The 14,847-nt window shown below is 53.0% G+C and carries 14 protein-coding genes; 9 read left to right on the forward strand and 5 right to left on the reverse strand.

What is annotated here, in order from left to right; genetic code table 11:
* Positions 1-35 precede the first annotated feature (35 nt).
* The 4 genes from OGV67_RS09320 to moaA all read left to right on the forward strand — a co-directional run bounded on the left by OGV67_RS09320 (position 36) and on the right by moaA (position 3,687).
* Positions 36-1,442: a cytochrome ubiquinol oxidase subunit I gene (locus OGV67_RS09320; protein WP_286465431.1), complete on the forward strand. Its 1,407-nt coding sequence runs from the start codon at positions 36-38 to the stop codon at positions 1,440-1,442.
* Position 1,443: 1 nt separating this feature from the next.
* Complete coding sequence (gene cydB, locus OGV67_RS09325) at positions 1,444-2,454, forward strand: cytochrome d ubiquinol oxidase subunit II (RefSeq protein ID WP_047463333.1); 1,011 nt, start codon at positions 1,444-1,446, stop codon at positions 2,452-2,454.
* Positions 2,454-2,627: a DUF2474 domain-containing protein gene (locus tag OGV67_RS09330; RefSeq protein WP_072271878.1), complete on the forward strand. Its 174-nt coding sequence runs from the start codon at positions 2,454-2,456 to the stop codon at positions 2,625-2,627. Before cydB ends, OGV67_RS09330 begins: the two co-directional genes overlap by 1 nt.
* Positions 2,628-2,700: 73 nt before the next feature.
* Positions 2,701-3,687 carry a GTP 3',8-cyclase MoaA gene (gene moaA, locus OGV67_RS09335; protein WP_115614271.1) on the forward strand — a complete coding sequence of 329 codons (987 nt, stop codon included), beginning with the start codon at positions 2,701-2,703 and terminating at the stop codon, positions 3,685-3,687.
* A gap of 12 nt (positions 3,688-3,699) precedes the next feature.
* Here moaA and OGV67_RS09340 read toward each other — a convergent pair whose 3' ends face one another.
* The gene (locus OGV67_RS09340) at positions 3,700-4,617 is read right to left on the reverse strand and encodes a bestrophin family protein (protein ID WP_024130281.1); all 918 of its coding nucleotides are present in this window, start codon (positions 4,615-4,617) and stop codon (positions 3,700-3,702) included.
* Positions 4,618-4,942: 325 nt separating this feature from the next.
* Here OGV67_RS09340 and OGV67_RS09345 point away from each other — a divergent pair, with 325 nt between their 5' ends.
* Positions 4,943-6,022 (forward strand): saccharopine dehydrogenase family protein, encoded by a 1,080-nt coding sequence (locus OGV67_RS09345; RefSeq protein WP_115614272.1) that lies wholly within the window; start codon positions 4,943-4,945, stop codon positions 6,020-6,022.
* Positions 6,023-6,062: 40 nt separating this feature from the next.
* On the opposite strand, the gene OGV67_RS09350 is transcribed toward OGV67_RS09345, so the two are convergent.
* Together OGV67_RS09350 and OGV67_RS09355 are read right to left on the reverse strand one after the other, a co-directional pair.
* The gene (locus tag OGV67_RS09350) at positions 6,063-7,040 is read right to left on the reverse strand and encodes an NAD(P)H-quinone oxidoreductase (protein WP_115614273.1); all 978 of its coding nucleotides are present in this window, start codon (positions 7,038-7,040) and stop codon (positions 6,063-6,065) included.
* Between the two features lie 56 nt (positions 7,041-7,096).
* Positions 7,097-8,050 (reverse strand): NAD-dependent epimerase/dehydratase family protein, encoded by a 954-nt coding sequence (locus tag OGV67_RS09355; RefSeq protein ID WP_071258505.1) that lies wholly within the window; start codon positions 8,048-8,050, stop codon positions 7,097-7,099.
* A 249-nt stretch (positions 8,051-8,299) separates the two neighbouring features.
* On the opposite strand from OGV67_RS09355, the gene OGV67_RS09360 reads away from it, so the two are divergent.
* The 4 genes from OGV67_RS09360 to OGV67_RS09375 all read left to right on the forward strand — a co-directional run bounded on the left by OGV67_RS09360 (position 8,300) and on the right by OGV67_RS09375 (position 12,380).
* Positions 8,300-9,091 (forward strand): PhzF family phenazine biosynthesis protein, encoded by a 792-nt coding sequence (locus tag OGV67_RS09360; protein ID WP_115614274.1) that lies wholly within the window; start codon positions 8,300-8,302, stop codon positions 9,089-9,091.
* Between the two features lie 231 nt (positions 9,092-9,322).
* On the forward strand, positions 9,323-10,357 hold the full coding sequence (locus OGV67_RS09365; RefSeq protein WP_197982111.1) for a LacI family DNA-binding transcriptional regulator: 1,035 nt from the start codon (positions 9,323-9,325) through the stop codon (positions 10,355-10,357).
* A 98-nt stretch (positions 10,358-10,455) separates the two neighbouring features.
* Positions 10,456-10,866, forward strand: coding sequence for a GFA family protein (locus OGV67_RS09370; protein WP_115614275.1), 411 nt, complete (start codon positions 10,456-10,458; stop codon positions 10,864-10,866).
* A gap of 137 nt (positions 10,867-11,003) precedes the next feature.
* Entirely contained in the window at positions 11,004-12,380 is a 1,377-nt protein-coding gene (locus tag OGV67_RS09375) for an NAD-dependent succinate-semialdehyde dehydrogenase (protein WP_200003612.1), read from the forward strand.
* 124 nt (positions 12,381-12,504) lie between these two features.
* Here the strand turns inward: OGV67_RS09375 and OGV67_RS09380 are convergent, their stop codons facing one another.
* Both OGV67_RS09380 and OGV67_RS09385 read right to left on the reverse strand, forming a co-directional pair.
* Positions 12,505-13,518, reverse strand: a complete 1,014-nt coding sequence (locus tag OGV67_RS09380) for a zinc-dependent alcohol dehydrogenase family protein (RefSeq protein WP_115614276.1) — start codon at positions 13,516-13,518, stop codon at positions 12,505-12,507.
* Positions 13,519-13,583: 65 nt separating this feature from the next.
* The gene (locus OGV67_RS09385; RefSeq protein WP_115614277.1) at positions 13,584-14,699 is read right to left on the reverse strand and encodes a zinc-binding dehydrogenase; all 1,116 of its coding nucleotides are present in this window, start codon (positions 14,697-14,699) and stop codon (positions 13,584-13,586) included.
* Positions 14,700-14,847 lie beyond the last annotated feature (148 nt).

Consider the following 14,847-nt stretch of genomic DNA (forward strand, 5'->3'; position numbering starts at 1 on the left):
ATAAATCAGTCAATGTCGACTCCGTGGGGGGAATTATGTTTGGAATAGATGCTTTTCACCTTGCGAGGATACAATTTGCCTTTACCGTATCTTTTCACATTCTTTTTCCCGCAATAACAATTGGCCTGGCAAGTTTTCTCGCCGTCCTTGAAGGGCTATGGCTCAAAACCAAAAATGAAACGTATCGCGACCTTTATCATTTTTGGTCAAAGATCTTTGCCGTCAATTTTGGGATGGGGGTGGTCTCAGGCCTGGTCATGGCTTACCAGTTCGGGACTAACTGGAGCGGCTTTTCACAATTTGCCGGAAGTATCACCGGTCCGTTGCTGACGTATGAAGTTCTGACGGCATTCTTCCTTGAGGCGGGCTTTCTGGGCGTGATGCTGTTCGGCTGGAAGCGCGTCGGGCCGGGGCTACATTTCTTCGCGACCTGTATGGTTGCGCTGGGAACCTTGTTTTCAACGTTCTGGATCCTCTCTTCCAATAGCTGGATGCAAACGCCGCAGGGTTACGCGATTGAGAACGGCGTTGTCGTGCCGGTGGACTGGATGGCCATCGTCTTTAACCCGTCGTTCCCGTACCGTTTATTGCATATGTCCACGGCGGCGTTTCTGGCGAGCGCTTTCTTCGTCGGCGCGTCGGCGGCCTGGCATTTGCTGAAAGGAAACGACACGCCCGCGATCAGAAAGATGTTTTCGATGGCGTTGTGGATGGCGCTGTTTGTCGCACCGGTTCAGGCGGTGATTGGCGATGCGCACGGTCTCAATACGCTGGAACATCAGCCGGCGAAAATTGCGGCGATTGAAGGGCACTGGGAAAACCCGCCAGGCGAAGCCACGCCGTTGGTTCTGTTTGGCGTACCGGATATGGACGCGGAAAAAACGAAGTACAGCCTTGAAATCCCTTATCTGGGAAGCCTGATTCTGACGCACAGCCTCGACAAACAAGTGCCCGCGCTGAAGTCGTTCCCGAAAGAGGATCGCCCGAACTCAACCATCATTTTCTGGTCGTTCAGGATAATGGCGGGACTGGGGATGCTGATGATCCTGACCGGCGTGGCGAGCGCGTGGCTGCGCTGGCGTGGCCGGTTGTATCAGTGTCGTCCTTTCCTGTGGTTCGTATTCTGCATGGGGCCATCGGGGTTAATCGCTATTCTGGCGGGCTGGTTTACCACCGAGATTGGCCGCCAGCCGTGGGTGGTCTACGGTTTGCAGCGCACGCGTGATGTTGTTTCCGCACACGGCGACATGCACATGTCCGTCAGCCTGCTGGCGTTCATCCTCGTCTATTCGTCCGTCTTTGGGGTGGGCTACCTCTACCTGGTGCGGCTGATCAAAAAGGGGCCAGTGCGCGAGCATGCGCATGATATCGCTCAGGGGGGTACGCCAGCGCGTCCGTTATCGGCGGTGAGCGAACCCATGAACACACGCAGGGGAGAATAAAATGGGCATCGACCTGTCAATAATCTGGTTCGTCATCATTGTCTTCGCAACGTTGATGTACATCGTGATGGACGGCTTTGATCTGGGGATCGGCATTCTTTTTCCGTTCAATAAGAACGAGAAAGAGCGCGACATGATGATGAATACCGTGGCCCCCGTCTGGGATGGCAATGAAACCTGGATGGTGCTGGGCGGCGCGGCGTTATATGGCGCGTTTCCGTTGGCTTATGCGGTGATTGTCGATGCGCTCAGCGTGCCGCTAACCGCCATGCTGCTGGGGCTGATTTTCCGGGGCGTGGCGTTTGAATTTCGCTTTAAAGCGACGCCGGAACACCGTCCGCTTTGGGATAAAGCCTTTATCGGCGGTTCTGTGCTGGCAACCTTCAGCCAGGGCGTCGCCGTGGGAACGCTGGTTAACGGCTTGCAGGTAACCGGACGGGCGTTCAGCGGCTCGACGATGGACTGGCTGGCGCCTTTCCCGCTGTTCTGCGGCGTGGGGCTGGTGGTGGCCTATGCGTTACTGGGCTGCACCTGGCTTATCATGAAAACGGAAGGCCCGCTGCACCGAAGCATGTCGGAGAAGGCGATTATCCTGACGCTGCTGCTGCTGGCGATCATCGTCATTATCAGCCTGTGGACGCCGTTGACGCATCCGGCGATTGCTCAACGCTGGTTCAGCCTGCCAGAGATCATCTGGTTTGCGCCTGTCCCGCTGTTAGTGCTGGTTTGCTGCTGGGGAATTGTGCGTTCCGCCTATAACCGCAAAGCGAGCTATGGGCCGTTTATGCTGACCCTTGGACTGATTTTCCTGGGATTCAGCGGGCTGGGCATCAGCATCTGGCCCAATATCATTCCGCCGTCGATCTCTATCTGGCAGGCCGCGTCACCGCCGCAAAGCCAGGGCTTTATGCTGGTGGGCGGGCTACTGATTATCCCGGTGATTCTGATGTACACCTGCTGGAGTTACTACGTCTTTCGCGGAAAAATTAATCCTGATGAGGGGTATCATTAATGGCTTCACTATCAGACACAGAGCACGCTAAACCTGCGGATACCGCCCCACGCGCCTGGTGGAAAAGGGTGGGCTGGATGGTCATCATCTGGGCGGCAAGCGTTATGGCGCTGGCCGTCGTCGCATCCGGGTTTAAGCTGCTGATGCTGGCGGCGGGGATGAAAACCCACTAACACGTCTTACTTCCTGTCTCAGGCCACATCAGCGTGATGTGGCCTGCCTGTTCGTTGTCTCCCGAGGTTATCTATGCAACCGCTTATGGACTCATGGCAGCGTAAATTCACCTATTTACGTCTGTCCGTTACCGATGTGTGCAATTTTCGTTGTACCTACTGTCTGCCGGACGGGTACAAACCCGGCGGCGTGAGCAACAAGTCATTCTTGTCGGTGGATGAAGTTCGCCGCGTCACCCGCGCGTTCTCCGCGTTGGGTACGGAAAAAGTCCGTCTTACCGGCGGGGAACCCTCCTTACGCCGCGACTTTATCGATATTATCGCGGCGGTGCGTGAAAATGCGGCGATTCGCCAGATTGCGATAACGACCAATGGCTATCGCCTGGCGCGTGACGTCGCGCGCTGGCGTGAGGCCGGATTAACCGCCATCAACGTCAGCGTGGACAGTCTGGACGCTCGCCAGTTTTATGCCATCACCGGGCAGGATAAATTTCAGGAAGTGATGAACGGTATTGATGCGGCGTTTGCCGCCGGTTTTGAAAAGGTCAAGGTGAATACGGTTCTGATGCGCGATGTGAATCATCATCAACTGGACACGTTTCTGGCCTGGATTAAGCCTCGCCGCATTCAGTTGCGCTTTATCGAACTGATGGAAACGGGTGAGGGCAACGAGCTGTTTCAACGCCATCATATTTCGGGCGCGGTGCTGCGTGATGAACTGCTGCGACGCGGCTGGGTGCGCCAGATTCGCCAGCGCAGTGATGGCCCGGCACAGGTCTTTTGCCACCCGGACTTTGCAGGCGAAATCGGCCTGATCATGCCCTATGAAAAAACGTTCTGCGCCAGTTGCAACCGGCTGCGCGTCTCTTCCATCGGCAAACTGCATTTATGTCTTTTTGGTGATGGCGGGGTCGATTTACGAGACGTGCTGCAAGACGATACGCAGCAGGATGCCCTTAAGATGCGTATTGCCGATGCGCTGACGCATAAAAAACAGACGCATTTTTTGCATCAGGGGAACACCGGCATTACGCAGAACCTGTCGTACATTGGTGGGTAGCGGGCAATGGACTCAGGTCAGATTGAAGTAGCGATCGGGCTGATGCGGCTCCGGCAGGGGCTGTTGCCCGGTCATCTCTTTCAGATTGCGCTCAATGGTGTTGCAAATCGCGTTAAGCGGTAAATCGTTAGCCGATGTGCCAAAGGGATCTTCAAGTTCTTCCGCCAGGGAATCCCAGGATAAAAAGGTATAGGAAATAAAAACGGACACGAATGGCGTCATGTAATGCAGGTCGCCAACCAGCGCAAAAGGAAGAAGGGTACAAAAAAGATAAACGGTTCGCTGGAGTATTAATGTATAAGCAAACGGCACCGGGGTATTTGCAATTCGTTCACAGCCGCCAATAACGTGGGCGATTTCATCTATTTTATTATCGATGAGGCCAAATGTAATATCGCTCAGCTTGCCTTGTTCACGCAATGCTGCCATTTCATCGCCGATCAATAATAATATCCGGTTGGTTTTCATCGGGCTGAACATGACCTGGGTAAGAATATGCCGGGGCAGAATTCGGTACATATCATATCCGGCGTCGGTTTTGCGTAATTCATGTTTCAGGCTCCAGCAAAGGGCAATCAGATAACCTGAAATTCTTTTATGTAGCTCAACGTCATTCGGCAACAAATTTTTTAACTGACGGATGATGGAACGCTCGGCAATCAGTAAGGTTCCCCACAGTCCCCGTGCCTCAACGAAACGGCTGTAGCTGGCGCTGTTGCGAAAGCCGAGAAAGATAGCGATTGCGATCCCCAGCAGGCTAAAAGGGGCAACGGTTAAGTGGATGCCCAGTTGCTCATACCATTGATAAATGATAATTGCGATAGCTGACATGACAAGGTTTAAAAATAACCGAAATGTTATTTTTGACAATACCGAGCCATGCCAATCAAATAATCGAAAAAACCAATGTTGCTCTGGTCTGATAATCATGACTGACGATTTCTCTGAAGATGTAATGAGAAGGATTCAACGAAGGGTGAATGCGATAGAAACTATTTTAATCGTTATCTTGCCGTCTGACAATCAATGACGAATAAAAATAAGGCGGAATAAAAGTAATGGTATTGGCTTTATCATTCGCTGGTGAATTTAATCATTACGTTATGCCTCCTGGCTCAGATTTGAACTGTCACCGTTATGGCACAACCAATGTACATGCAACGTGAAGTATGACGGGTATATTGACCTTGAAGTTAACTTTAAGGTTATGCTGTGACGTAAGCCTGGCAATTTATTTATTAAAGGGGTCAATGCAATGAATGAGCAACATTCCCATCCAGAATTTCCGCGCTGGATGATCTATGGCGCGAACGGTTATACCGGAGAAATGATTGCCCGTGAGGCCGTACGGCGAGGATTCAGGCCAGTTCTGGCGGGGCGCAGGCAAGAAACGGTAGACTTTCTGGCTCGCAATCTCGGGCTTGAGGCTCACGCCTTCGCCCTTGATAACCCGGCTGAACTGCTCAGACAGCTCGAAGGGTGTGCTCTGGTATTAAATTGTGCGGGGCCGTTCTCCGCCACTGCGGCGCCTTTGATGGAGGCCTGCCTGCAAACCCGAACCCATTATCTTGATATTACAGGGGAGATTGACGTGTTCGAGGCGGCACAACTGCTGAATACCCGTGCCCGGGATGCCGGTGTTGTATTGTGCCCCGGCGTCGGGTTTGACGTTATTCCTACGGACTGCGTGGCGGCCGCCCTGAAGGAGGCCCTGCCGGATGCGATCCGCCTTAACCTGGGATTCGATTCACGCTCTGTTTTTTCTCCGGGTACGGCGAAAACGGCGATCGAGGGGCTGGCGCAGGGCGGAAAAATTCGGCGAGGAGGGAAGATCATTACCGTGCCGCTTGCTTATGAAGTTCGCCGTATTGACTTCGGCGATGGCGAGAAGGACGCGATGACAATCCCCTGGGGGGACGTGTCCACGGCGTATTACACGACAGGTATTCCAGACATTCAGGTCTTTGTGCCGGGGTCGACGCGCATGATTTCCCAGGCCCGGAGAGCAAACTACATCAGGCCATTGCTGCGACTGGCGTGGGTGCAGAAGCTCCTCAAGGCTTATATATCCCGAACGGTGAAAGGCCCCGGAGAAATAAAGCGTGAACAGACGCCCTCTTTTGTGTGGGGAGAGGCCATCAATGCCCGTGGCGACAAAAAAACTGCCCGTATCCGTACACCGAATGGTTATACCCTGACCATTATGGGGTCGTTAGCGGTGGTTGAGCACCTGATGATGAACCGGATTGCAGGAGGGGCCTACACGCCGGCAACGTTAATGGGCGCAAATCTGATAACCCGGTTACCAGGGGCTGGCCCGCTGAGGATTGTATAATTGTGCAGGGCGGGACAGGGGATGCTCCCGCCCTTTGCGCTTATTCAAGGGTAAGGATAACTTTACCGATATGAGTTCCGGCATCCAGTAATGTATGTGCCTGACGGACATCCTCAAATTTAACTGTCTGGTGAATGACGGGTTTACACTTTCCGGCTTCGATTAAAGGCCATACTTTTTGTATGAGCTGTTGGGCGATTTCTTCCTTTTCAGCAGCGTCCCGGCTCCTCATCGTTGAACCGGTTACCACCGCTCTTTTAAGGATCAGTTCCTGGATATCGAATTCCTTAACCATCCTGCCCCCCATAAATCCAATCAGTACGAGCCGACCATCCTTTTTAAGAAGGCGAAGGTTCTTGTTAAAATAAGCGGCGCCGACAATATCAAGAATAACATCAACGCCTTTTCCGTCGGTTCTGCTGCGGATTTCTTCTTCAAAATCATGGGTTTTGTAGTTAATGATTTCCCCATATTGTTGCAGGAACGGAATTTTATCGTCACTTCCGACGGTGCTGAACGCTTTAATATTCATGGCATTACACAACGCCAGCGCGGTCGTCCCTATGCCGCTTGCGCCACCGTGGATCAAAACAACATCCTCTTTTCTCACTTTTCCCAACGAAAAAAGATTGGCCCATACCGTAAAGAATGTTTCCGGGAGCGCTGCTGCTTCTGTAAAACTTAAATTTTGTGGGACCGGCAATACCTGACCTGCCGGAACGGCGCAAAATTCTGCATATCCCCCGCCATTGGTGAGCGCACAGACGCGATCGCCAACTGAAAAGTGAACAACGTTTTTCCCGATTGTGTGTACGATACCCGCGACTTCCAGCCCGGGAACCGGCGTAACACCCTCTGGCATGGGATATTTTCCCTCTCTCTGCATAATATCCGGGCGATTCACGCCGGCCGCTTTAACTGAGATCAGGACATCGTTCTCGCCACATTCCGGCATTTTTCCCTGGCTTACCTTCAGAACTTCAGGGCCGCCAGCTTCTGTTATCTCAATGAGTTTCATCTGATTCTACCTGTTTAATGTCAGGGGTTGATTAGCGATACTACCTGCGTGGTTGTTTATTTGTCTTTCTTTACGGTGAGTGGCGCTTTCCATTCACGGTAAAGGGTTTCCAGTCCCTGACGGTACGTTGTTATCTGAAAGTCCGGGAATCGCCGCTTAAATTTTGATGAATCAAACAGGTTATCATGTTGATAGCGGGGCAGGAGCTCCCGGAGTTCCCGTGGGCCTTTGGAAAAGATACCGGCGGCGAACAAGGCGAATTTGCTCAGGACAGACCATGACGTTTCTTTCCCGAACACGTTACAGGCCAGAGAAACAAACTGCGCATAGGTGAGCCGTTCATCGCAACAGGGCAGGTGCCACGTCTGACCGAAGGCATCAGGGGTGTTGCCAAGGCGCGCTAAAGCCCGACTGGCATCGGGAGTCCATATGAGCGTACGTAACGTGTCGTCACGTAATGGCACGCGTGGCTTTTTCCCTGCTTTAAGTCTGTCTAAAATTAAGGCATTGGTAAAACTCTGGGTTTTCCCCGGCCCATAAAACTCGGGCGCGCGCCCGATAAGCACAGGGATGTCGCCCCGGCGCATCTCCTCCAGCACTTTGTTTGCCATCAGGGCCCGAACCCGCCCTTTGCGCCCTGACGGCAGGAACAGCGTTTCCTCGGTCTGCAATCTGCTGTCCTGTGGGTACATATAAGTATTGTCAAAATAAACAAAACTTGCCCCCACTGTCCGACACGCGTTCAGCGCGTTTTGCAGCATTACCGGAAACTGCTGTTCCCAGAGGTCGGCATCCGGCGGCAGACCCGCCGCAAAATAGACAATGCGGCTTCCTTTAACCGCTTCCAGTGTCTGACGGGCATCCAGTAAATCAGCGGGCATAAGGCTATCGCTGTCATTTACCTTCTGTGGATTACGGCTTACAAGCCTCAGTTCAGCACTGTAAGAATGCGTTAACTCGCGAGCAAGTTCCCGGGCAATCTGTCCGCTTGCCCCCAGAATCGTTTGCATCTCACTTCCTCTTCGACAATGTCAGACGGGTGTCCCGGCCCATTGGCCTTTTTCAAAGTATAAGTTTAAAGTTCACTTGAAGGTCAATGGGGTGTTGCGACATTGTTTAAATGTCGTCTGGTATTGGGATACAGCGCCAGCAACGGAATGGCGCCGAAGCCGAACATCAAACGATGAAAAATACGAGATTGCGCGTTGTCGAGGCATGGTAGAGTGGGGGGGCTCAAAGAATGATTCGAGGTTTGCGCTATGCAACAAATTGATTTTTACATGGTTGATGCCTTTAGCACGGCTACTTTTGGCGGCAATGCCGCAGCCGTGTGTCCGCTCACCGAGTGGTTGCCTGATGAGACATTATTGAAAATGTCCAAACAGCATAACCAGTCAGAAACGGCTTTTTTTGTCCCAAATGAAAACGGCTTCGAGTTGCGCTGGTTTACCACTCAGGGGGAAATAAATCTGTGTGGGCATGCCACACTTGCTGCTGCGCACGTCATCTTTGAACATCTTGATTACCCGGGTGCGACTATCCATTTTGATACCCGGTTTGTTGGCCCATTGACAGTAGCACGCAGCGGCGAGTGGTTGACGCTTGATTTTCCTGCCTGGGAAACCGAGCCCGTCGTGCCGCCGTCCTTATTGCTGGAAACGTTGGGCATCACGGAATGCAAAGAAGTGCGCGTGGCGCGTGATTACATGGTCGTGCTGGATAATCAACGGCAGGTAGAAGCGCTACGCCCGAACATTAATGCCATGCTCCCTCTGGGGAAAATGGTTTGCATAACCGCACCCGGCGAAGAAAAATACGATTTTGTCAGCCGTTTCTTTTGCCCGGGAGAAGCCGTACCGGAAGACCCCGTTACAGGTTCAGCACATAGCATGCTAATTCCATACTGGGCTGAAAAACTGAAAAAAACGCAGATGCTGGCGCGCCAGGGCGCCGAACGTGGCGGAGATTTACGCTGCCAGCGAGTGGGGGATCGAGTCCACATCGGCGGACAGGCAACAACTTATCTGCTGGGTAAGATACTGTTGCGCTAGAACGTCCAGAATGCGGTTCGGAATGGGCTTTCAGGTATAAGGTCTGCTGTACGATTATGGCAGACCTGACGGCGCTTTAGACTGACTGTGTTGTGCCAGGAGGGGACATTGCTAATGTCCGCACGGTACTAATGATGTGGGGACAGGGCATCCTGATAGTTTTAAAAAAGCCAATCTGTTATATTTAATCGAAATCGTTTTCGATAAATCAATCAATTCTGGTGGCATGGGATGAAGCAAAGGATCAATATCGTAAAACTGGCACAGCACCTCGGGTTGTCCGTCTCTACGGTATCCAAGGCGCTGAATGGCCGGGAGGATGTGAGTAAAGCCACGAAGCAACGCGTGCTTGCCGCCGCGTCTGAACTGGGCTTCTCGCCCGATCCGGCGGGACGGCGTTTGCGCAGCGGAACGTCGGAAACCATCGGGTTTGTGCTTTCGTATCCTCAGGCCCACTTTGCACAACCTTTTTTTCTCGATCTAATGGCCGGAATCGACCAGGAACTGGAAAAAACGCCTTATCAGTTGGTTATTGTCACCGGAAGAAGCATTGAATCGGAGATAGACAGCTTCAGACGCCTGGTTGAACAACAGCGTGTTGATGCGGTGATGTTTGGCAGAACGCGTAAAGAGGATGCCAGAATCCAGTTTTTGCAGGATCGCAGCGTGCCATTTGCCACTCTCGGACGAAGTGAAACGGGCAATCCTTTCCCGTTCGTTGATATTGACCGCACTGTTGCCGGGCGCAACGGCACCGCGCGCTTTATCGGCCTGGGGCACCGCCGCATCGGGCTTCTCAATACTCCAGACTACCTCATGCTCAGCCACCACTTGCGGGCAGGCTACATGGCGGCGCTGGATGCCGCAAATCTGTCTTTTGATCCTGCTCTGATTGTTGACGGGGAGCTGTCCGAAACAGGCGGATTAGCGGGTGCCAGAAAGCTGCTGGCGATGAAAAATCCGCCAACGGCGATCATGTGCGGCCACGATTTGATTGCCAGCGGCGCGATGCAGGCCATTGTGGAAACCGGAAAGCGCCCCGGTACCGATGTGGCAATTATTGGTTGCGACAACCACCCGCTCGGACCTTACCTGAATCCGCCGTTAACCACCTTTTCCGCGCCAACCCAGGAAGCGGGCCAGCGAATGGTCCAGTTGCTTCTGGCGCACATGAACGGTAAACCGGTCGAAACACTACAGGAGGTGTGGTCGCCCGAGCTGATCCTGCGCTCCTCGCACGGTAGTGAATTTTTCCAGAAAGCATAACCTGCCAATTTCCCTGCCTTGACGGCCACACGCGGTCAGGGTATTGTCTACTTAATTATCGAAAACGTTTTCGATAAAATTAACAAAGGAGAAAGAACATGACGTTGGTGGAAGGAGGATGCCTGTGTAGTGCCGTCCGCTACAGAATGAAAACACCGCCCCGCTCGGTGGTGGTTTGTCATTGTACCCATTGTCAGAAAGCGAGCGGAAGTGCATTCTCGGTTAACCTTCTGGTGGAAAAAAGTGATTATGAACAGCAGGGAGTAACGGCATGCTTTACCGATACAGGCGACAGCGGACTGCCGTCACACCGCCACTTCTGCCGGGAATGCGGCTCGCCAGTGGTAACCGAAGCGACAAATATGCCCGGCATGTTACTGGTTAAGGCCGGCACGCTCGATAACCCTGGAGAGTTTTCCCCGCAGGCCGAAATTTATACCCGGTATGCTGTTAAATGGCACGCGCCGATCGCGGGTTGTGTACGGTTCGTTCAGGCCCCTGTTGCCTGAACACGATGACGTTATTTTTAATTCTTTACGAAAACGTTTTCGTTAAATATAAAACGAACAGGGGAAAATGATGCGGTTTGCCCAGGCTCGCCGTTCCCCTATATTTTCTCTTATGCATTTATCATCAGGAGCCTTTTATGAGCTTTCAAAGTATTAACCCGGCAACAGGTGAATTACTCAAAACTTTCCCGTTGCAGACCGATGCTGAGGTCTTTTCCGCTCTGGAAAAAGCCGACGCGCTTTATCGCGACGACTGGCGTTTACGGTCTGTGGCTGAGCGTGCTGCGATTGTCGGCAAGGCGGCAAAAATCCTGCGTGAGAAACGCGATGAGTATGTGACCTACCCGACGCTTGAAATGGGGAAAGTGACGCGCTTTGGCTATATGGAAATTGATTTAGTCGCGGATATTCTCGACTACTATGCCACCAACGGTGAGCGTTTGCTCGCGGCACAGGCTATTCCAGGCGAGCCAGGCGCGACGTTACTCTCCGAACCTATCGGGGTTATCCTGGCGATCGAACCCTGGAACTTCCCTTATTACCAGCTGGTGCGCGTGGCGGCGCCGCAGCTCATCGCCGGTAATGTCGTTATGCTCAAACACGCGGAAAACGTCCCACAGTGTGCACTGGCGTTCGCACGGTTGTTTGAGGAAGCTGGCGCGCCGGAAGGGGCGTACACCAACCTGTTTTGCAGTATCGATCAGATTGCCAGCCTGATTGACGACTTCCGGGTGCGCGGGGTCGCGCTGACGGGCAGCGAGCGGGCGGGAACGTCCGTTGGCGAACGTGCCGGGAGAAATCTGAAGAAGGTCATTCTTGAACTGGGCGGTAGCGATCCGGCGATTATTATGCCTGGCGCGCCGCTGGATCATGCTGTAGAGCAGGTTGTGATGGGGCGTACCTGGAACTCGGGGCAGGGTTGCGTCAATATTAAGCGCGTCATTGTGATTGGCCGTGAGCGTGGCGAACGCATGCTGGAGGCGCTCAAAGAGAAGTTTGCGGCAATCAACGTTGGCGATCCTGAGGATGCGTCGACGCTGCTCGGCCCGCTGGTAAGCGAACGTGCGTTGCAGGGGTTGCTGAAACAGATTGAAGAGGCGAAAGCGGCAGGGGCAAACATTGTTTTTGGTGGCAACAGAGTCGACCGTCCGGGTTTCTATCTTGAACCGACCATTATTACGGATATTACTGAGGCTAACCCACTCTATACTCAGGAAGCCTTTGGACCGGTACTCTCTTTTTATGTTGTCGACAGCGAAGAAGAGGCGATTCGTCTGGCAAACGCGACGCCTTACGGCCTGGGCGGTTACGTTTTTGATGCTGATACGAAAAACGCGCAGCGCATTGCGTCGCATATTGACTCCGGGATGGTTTATATCAACTCCTGTTTTGCTGACTCTCCGGGCCTGCCGTTTGGCGGTGTGAAAAACTCCGGCTTCGGGCGCGAGTTATCGGAAATCGGGATGGGGGAATTCCTGAACCGAAAATTAATCCGGGTAACGGAAATCGAATAATAATAAAGCCACCTGAGATACAGGTGGCTTTATTTGTCTATGGAAATAATTTGGGAATCAGCGCGCCCAAATCAGCGAAGTGCAGATAAGCTGATTCGCAACCTCCTTTTACGAAGGCTCAACCTCAAATCACGACAACAATTTTCCCGATTTGCTGACCTTTTTCCATATAGCGGTGTGCATTGGCGATTTCGGAAAGCGGGAAGGTGCGGTCGATGCGCGGTTTCAGCTGCCCGCTCTCCAGCTTCTCGAAAATGTAGAGTTCCGCGTTTTTGAGCGCGACCGGGTCGCCGGTAATTGAGAACATGGTATAGCCCATCATTTTGAATGGCTTACCCTGCGCTCCCTGACCCCAGGATTCATAAATCGGGAACGGTGTCGGTTCCGGCGCAAGGTTACCGTAAATCATGATCAGGCCATCTTTGGCCGTCGCGCGCGCCAGTTCGGCCAGACCGGAACCAGCTACGCTATCAAAAATGATCCGCGCGCCAGCGCCTTGGGTGATTTCCATAATTCGGGTTGCAACGTCTTCTTCGCTAGTCACGATAACGTGATCCGCCCCGGCAGCAAGCAGTTCATCCCGTTTGTCGGCGCCGCGCGTGGTCGCGATGACAATCCCACCCTCTGCTTTAACAATCTGAATTGCCGCGATCCCAATGGAGCTGGTTGCTGCTGTCAGCACGACGTAATCGCCCTTGGTGACATGGCCGTTATGCACCAGCGCCCCGTAGGTTGTGATGTACTGCATCCAGATACTTGTTCCTTCCTCGAATGATAAGCGCTCAGGATACGCGGCGAGCGCCTCGGCGGGCACGATAGCGACTTCGCCATACACGCCGTATTGATTAAGTGGGAAAGCAGGAACTGTGGAGCGGATTTTCCCGATAAGCCCGGCATCCACGCCCGAGCCAACCGCCTCGACAATCCCGGAGGCTTCATAACCAATGTTTGATGGTAGAGTAGGTTCCAGGAAATATTGCCCTTCGCGGAACATCACCTCGGCGCGGTTCAGCCCAATGGCTTTTACCCGCAGGCGAACTTCACCCGGACCTGGTTCTGGTAGAGTGAGCTCATCGATACGTAAAACATCTGCGCTTCCTTTTTCGTGGAACCGGATAATTTTCACTAAATTTGTCATGCGGATTCTCCATGCCTCATGAGAAGGCTTATTCTGGTTAAAGTGGTTTTTTCACAGGTGGGCATTCAGCCCACTCGCGGATCAATCAGGAATTTTTCGCCCGTCGCTTTGCGTTCAAGCGCGCGTAAGACATCAGGATCAAGCAGATCGGCCAGGCCGATGGTCCGCGTGTAGCGGCTGGCGAAGGTGGTCGTCAGTTCATCGACGATCCGCTGGCGCAGTCGCTGAAGAACCGCCGGGGAAACCGTGTTGAGATAGTTAAACAGCAGCCATCCCGATATGCTCCAGGCATAGCCGAGCCCGCCACGATCGAGGACTGTCGGGGCACTGTCCAGCCCGCCATAGATATACAGCTGCTTAAAGAGAGTGGAACCGTAGCGGCTATAGGCTGCGGTTTTGCGGGCGGCCGCGCGCTCCATAGCATTTATAATTTCAATACCCAGTTTGCCGCCGCCGATGGCATCAAAAGCAACGGTCGCGCCGGTCTCTTCAATCGCATCGGTCAACCGGGCAGCAAAATCAGGCTCTTTGCTGTTGAGCACATAAGTCGCACCCAGTTCGCGCAGGATTTTTTCCTGCTCAGTGGTGCGCACGATATTGATTAACGGAATACCATCGGCCAGACAGATGCGCTGTAGCATCTGACCAAGATTCGATGCCGCTGCGGTATGAACAAGCGCTTTATGGCCTTCCCGAAGTGCCGTCTCCACAAAACCGAGTGCGGTGAGTGGATTAATAAAAATAGAGGCGCCATCGGCTGCTTCCACGCCCTCGGGCAGCACAATCAGATTGTGCATATCTGTCCTGCGGTAATCGGCGTACATACCACCACCGGACATCCCGACACGTTTACCGATAAAGGCTTGTGCATTTTTCCCTGCGGCCACGACGGTACCCGCGCCTTCGTTTCCAACAGGCATGGGTTGTCCCAGGCGGCCAGCGATAGCCGCCAGACGTTCTGATGGGACAGTCATCGTGACACGGCTGTCGAATTCCCGAATATCAGATAGATCCGCCGGGCCTAACAGCATGCCGCTGTCGCTGGGGTTAACCGGGGTCGCCTCGATCCTGACGATCACCTCATCGTCGCCCGGTTCGGTCAGTTCGACCTGCTCCAGAGACAGCACAAGTTCACCGCTTTTATCAATCGTCGAGCGTATTGCACGTCCACTCCAGCTCATACTCATCTCCTGCCGTTATTTATCGAAAACGTTTTCGTAAAAAGTGTACACTTAAATTTAAGTACAAGTGTAGTTTTTAGTCACCATAAGCGCACATTTAAGGAAATCGTTTTCGAAACAAGGAAAAGACATTGCCTGGTTTTACTGA

The organism is Citrobacter sp. CK188, assembly GCF_030333525.1.
Lineage (GTDB): Bacteria > Pseudomonadota > Gammaproteobacteria > Enterobacterales > Enterobacteriaceae > Citrobacter_B > Citrobacter_B koseri.

Coding starts and splice junctions, on each gene's coding strand:
- OGV67_RS09355 (WP_071258505.1), bottom strand. CDS start 8,050: ATGCAAACGATTCTGGGGGCAAGCGGACAGATTGCCCGGGAACTTGCT.
- OGV67_RS09385 (WP_115614277.1), bottom strand. CDS start 14,699: ATGAGCTGGAGTGGACGTGCAATACGCTCGACGATTGATAAAAGCGGT.
- OGV67_RS09365 (WP_197982111.1), top strand. CDS start 9,323: ATGAAGCAAAGGATCAATATCGTAAAACTGGCACAGCACCTCGGGTTG.
- OGV67_RS09345 (WP_115614272.1), top strand. CDS start 4,943: ATGAATGAGCAACATTCCCATCCAGAATTTCCGCGCTGGATGATCTAT.
- cydB (WP_047463333.1), top strand. CDS start 1,444: ATGGGCATCGACCTGTCAATAATCTGGTTCGTCATCATTGTCTTCGCA.
- OGV67_RS09380 (WP_115614276.1), bottom strand. CDS start 13,518: ATGACAAATTTAGTGAAAATTATCCGGTTCCACGAAAAAGGAAGCGCA.
- OGV67_RS09370 (WP_115614275.1), top strand. CDS start 10,456: ATGACGTTGGTGGAAGGAGGATGCCTGTGTAGTGCCGTCCGCTACAGA.
- OGV67_RS09350 (WP_115614273.1), bottom strand. CDS start 7,040: ATGAAACTCATTGAGATAACAGAAGCTGGCGGCCCTGAAGTTCTGAAG.
- OGV67_RS09330 (WP_072271878.1), top strand. CDS start 2,454: ATGGCTTCACTATCAGACACAGAGCACGCTAAACCTGCGGATACCGCC.
- OGV67_RS09340 (WP_024130281.1), bottom strand. CDS start 4,617: ATGATTATCAGACCAGAGCAACATTGGTTTTTTCGATTATTTGATTGG.
- OGV67_RS09360 (WP_115614274.1), top strand. CDS start 8,300: ATGCAACAAATTGATTTTTACATGGTTGATGCCTTTAGCACGGCTACT.
- OGV67_RS09375 (WP_200003612.1), top strand. CDS start 11,004: ATGAGCTTTCAAAGTATTAACCCGGCAACAGGTGAATTACTCAAAACT.
- moaA (WP_115614271.1), top strand. CDS start 2,701: ATGCAACCGCTTATGGACTCATGGCAGCGTAAATTCACCTATTTACGT.
- OGV67_RS09320 (WP_286465431.1), top strand. CDS start 36: ATGTTTGGAATAGATGCTTTTCACCTTGCGAGGATACAATTTGCCTTT.